3 protein-coding genes and 1 pseudogene are annotated in these 2,911 nt (G+C 71.2%); 2 read left to right on the top strand and 2 right to left on the bottom strand.

Translation table 11 applies throughout. From position 1 onward, the window contains the following. A pseudogene (locus M3N57_05970) lies at positions 1-548 on the bottom strand (hypothetical protein). A gap of 463 nt (positions 549-1,011) precedes the next feature. Then, positions 1,012-1,179 carry a hypothetical protein gene (locus tag M3N57_05965; protein MDP9022242.1) on the bottom strand — a complete coding sequence of 56 codons (168 nt, stop codon included), beginning with the start codon at positions 1,177-1,179 and terminating at the stop codon, positions 1,012-1,014. A 366-nt stretch (positions 1,180-1,545) separates the two neighbouring features. Here M3N57_05965 and M3N57_05960 point away from each other — a divergent pair, with 366 nt between their 5' ends. Beyond that, entirely contained in the window at positions 1,546-2,277 is a 732-nt protein-coding gene (locus tag M3N57_05960; protein MDP9022241.1) for a glycosyltransferase family 77 protein, read from the top strand. Between the two features lie 204 nt (positions 2,278-2,481). After that, a partial coding sequence (locus M3N57_05955) for a TIGR03557 family F420-dependent LLM class oxidoreductase (GenBank protein MDP9022240.1) occupies positions 2,482-2,911 on the top strand: 430 nt, incomplete at its 3' end.

Raw genomic sequence — 2,911 nt, 5'->3', positions numbered from 1 at the left:
AGCGCGACAGCGAGGTGCGCCGGCCCGCTGTCGTTCCCGACGAGCAGCGCCGCGTCGGCGAGCAGCGCGGCGAACCCCCCGAGGTTCGTCGCGCCCGAGAGGTCGACCACCTCGCAACCTGCTCGCCGCGCCAAATAATAATTTTAAACGACCTCCTCGGCGGTCCCGGTGACGACGACGCGCAGACCTCGCCGGGAGATGCCCTCGGCGACCTGCGCGAACCGTTCGGGCGGCCACCGGCGGCTCGCGGCGCTGGCACCGGGGTGGACGACGGCGTAGGTGCCGGGCACCAAGCGATGGCGGCTGCGGATCGACGACGCCTGGTCGCGGTCGGCGTCAGTCACCGCGAACTCCAGGCGCCGGTCGGTGGTGGGCACGCCGAGGAAAGTCAGGAGCTGCAGGTGGCGGTCGATCTCGTGCTCGCCGATCGGGTAGGGCAGGTGGGTGGCCAGGTCCGCCTGCCACGCGCCGGGCGTGAAGAACCCGGCCGTCCGGCGTGCGCCGAGCGCCTCGGTCGCCTCGTGGGCGGCCGCCCTCGAACCGTACATCTGGATCGCCAGATCGAACTCCCGCTCCTTGACCTTCTCCAAGAACGACGGCAGCCGGTCGTGGTCGACGGGTCGGTCGGGGATGCCCGGCCATCCCGGGAACTCGAGGAACTCGTCGACGTAGTGGCGCTGCCGTTCCAAGACGTTCCCGATCCCCGGGTAGGTGATCATCACCACCTCGAGGTCGGGACGCGCCCGGCGCAGAGCACGCAGCGCCGGCACCGAGGCGAGCAGGTCGCCGAGACCGACGCGGGCGCGGAGCAGCGCCACCCGGCGCACCGAGGGATCAGCCAGCGGGCGGGCGGGTCGCGCCGAGTCGCTTGTCACCTGGCCGCCACCGAGGTCGGCGAGCCGGGGCGTGGGGACGGATCGGCCGCCGTCGAGTCCTCCGCCGAGAGCGCGTCGGTGGAGTGGTCACCGACGTCTCGTGCGTGCCGTTCACAGAGCCGAGGCAGCGTTTCGGTCACTGCTCGTGCGCAAGGCGCTCGAACTTCACGTCCGGGTCCTTGTAGAACACCACGTGGTCGCGGTCCACCGGGGAAACGTCCCCCGTGAGGACGGTGTCGCGGGCAGGATCGAAGGTGCGTGCGACCTGTCCGATGTCGTTGCCGAGGATGACGGTAACGGCCATGGCTCGGGCAACGATCGCGCGCCCCGTTCGAACGTGCGCCTAGGCCGTCGACTTGCCCGCGGCATGGACGTCTGCTCAGCACGATCATCGCCACCGTGGCAACAGGGGCTCATGTCTATGGTGTCCCGGGGGTCAAGGGACCATGTGCATGCATCCGCCAGACGATCGTGAGCACCTTCCGCCCAGCAGCGCCAGCCGAGGAGCCGCTCGGCGAGCATGCCGTCGCCCACAGGGTGGCGTCGGATGCGGCGGGGCATCGGACGTCCGCTGCCTCATCGTGGCCCACGCCGCGAACCGGCCGGTGCTCGGCGGAGACGTCGACCCGCGCCACTGCGCTGTCGCGCGACGGCGCCTGGACGGGCGACCGTGAACGGCGCCGGCGTCGACGACGTCCTCGATGCGGACAACGCCGGCCCCGGACGGCGCAAGCTCGTGTTGACGGCATGCGGCCCGGCGATGTCCCCCCTGCTCCAGTGGTCGCTGCCGACGCACCTCGCCTTCGCACATGCCCACGGCTACGACCTCGCCGTTCACCGGCTGCCCGACGACAACGACCGCTGCACACCGGCCGTCCGCGCGGCAAAGTGGGCGAAGATCGAGCTGCTCCGCACCAGCCTCGATCGGCACGACGCCGTCTTGTGGCTCGACGTCGACACCGTCGTGCTCCGCACCGACCGCGACCCCTTGGACGACCTGTCGCCCACCGACTACCAGGGGCTCGCGCTCGAACGATTCAACGACCGGTGCAACCCGAACACCGGGGTCTGGCTCGTCCGCCGCGACCCCCGCTCGGTGACCTTCCTCGACGCGGTGCTGGATCGCGGGGAGCTGCCGCACTCGTGGGCCGACCAGGCCACTGTCTGCTCGATGCTCGGGTGGGATCTCGGGGACTTCCACGGCCGCGGCGCACGTCCGACGCGAGCAACAGTCCACCGCCACGGGACGCGATGGCTGGCTGCCGAGTGGAACGCCGTCGGCCCGCACCCTCCGCCCGGCACGCGCATCGCCCACCTCGCCGGGATGCCGATCGAGGAACGTGCGCGGCGCATGGCCGCCCTCCGACGATGGGCCGTGACCGACCGCGTGGCTGACCCGTGAACGGGACCCGTGTCGATGCTCATGCCGACACGGCCGCCCGAGCACACCACCGGTCCCTCGACACCAACGGGCGCCCGTTCGACGTGCGCCCGACGGTGTCGACCGTCCAAGGCGTGGACGCCGCCGTCCGTACGGGCCGGCGCGCACGGACAGCGCCCCGACGCTCGGTTGCCTGGCGCCTGCCCACGCGACGGAGCAAGGGACCTGGTAGAGGTCGGGATCTTCCTGAGCTCGGAAGAGCACGACGCACCGAGGCTCGTGCGTATCGCGAAACTCGCCGAGGAGGCCGGATTCCGGCGCGCGTCCATCTCCGACCACCTCCACCCGTGGCTGCCCGAGCAGGGCGAGAGCCCGTTCGTCTGGTCAGTCCTCGGCGCGCTCGCCGAGGCGACGTCGGAACTCGAGCTGACCACCGCGGTCACGTGTCCGATGGTGCGGACGCACCCGGTGATCGTCGCGCATGCGACCGCCACCGTGCAGCAACTGTTCGGCGGGAGGTTCCGATTCGGGATCGGGAGCGGCGAAGCGCTGAACGAGCACGTCACCGGCGAGAGGTGGCCGTCCATCGAGATCCGACTCGAGATGCTGGAGGAGGCGATGGCGGTGATCGGGCGGCTGTGGAGCGGCGAGACCC

Source organism: Actinomycetota bacterium (genome assembly GCA_030776725.1).
Lineage (GTDB): Bacteria > Actinomycetota > Nitriliruptoria > Nitriliruptorales > JAHWKO01 > JAHWKW01.
Note: the sequence above shows the minus strand (reverse complement) of the source record. Positions and strands in the feature narration are given on the sequence as shown.

Coding starts and splice junctions, on each gene's coding strand:
- M3N57_05965 (MDP9022242.1), bottom strand. CDS start 1,179: ATGGCCGTTACCGTCATCCTCGGCAACGACATCGGACAGGTCGCACGC.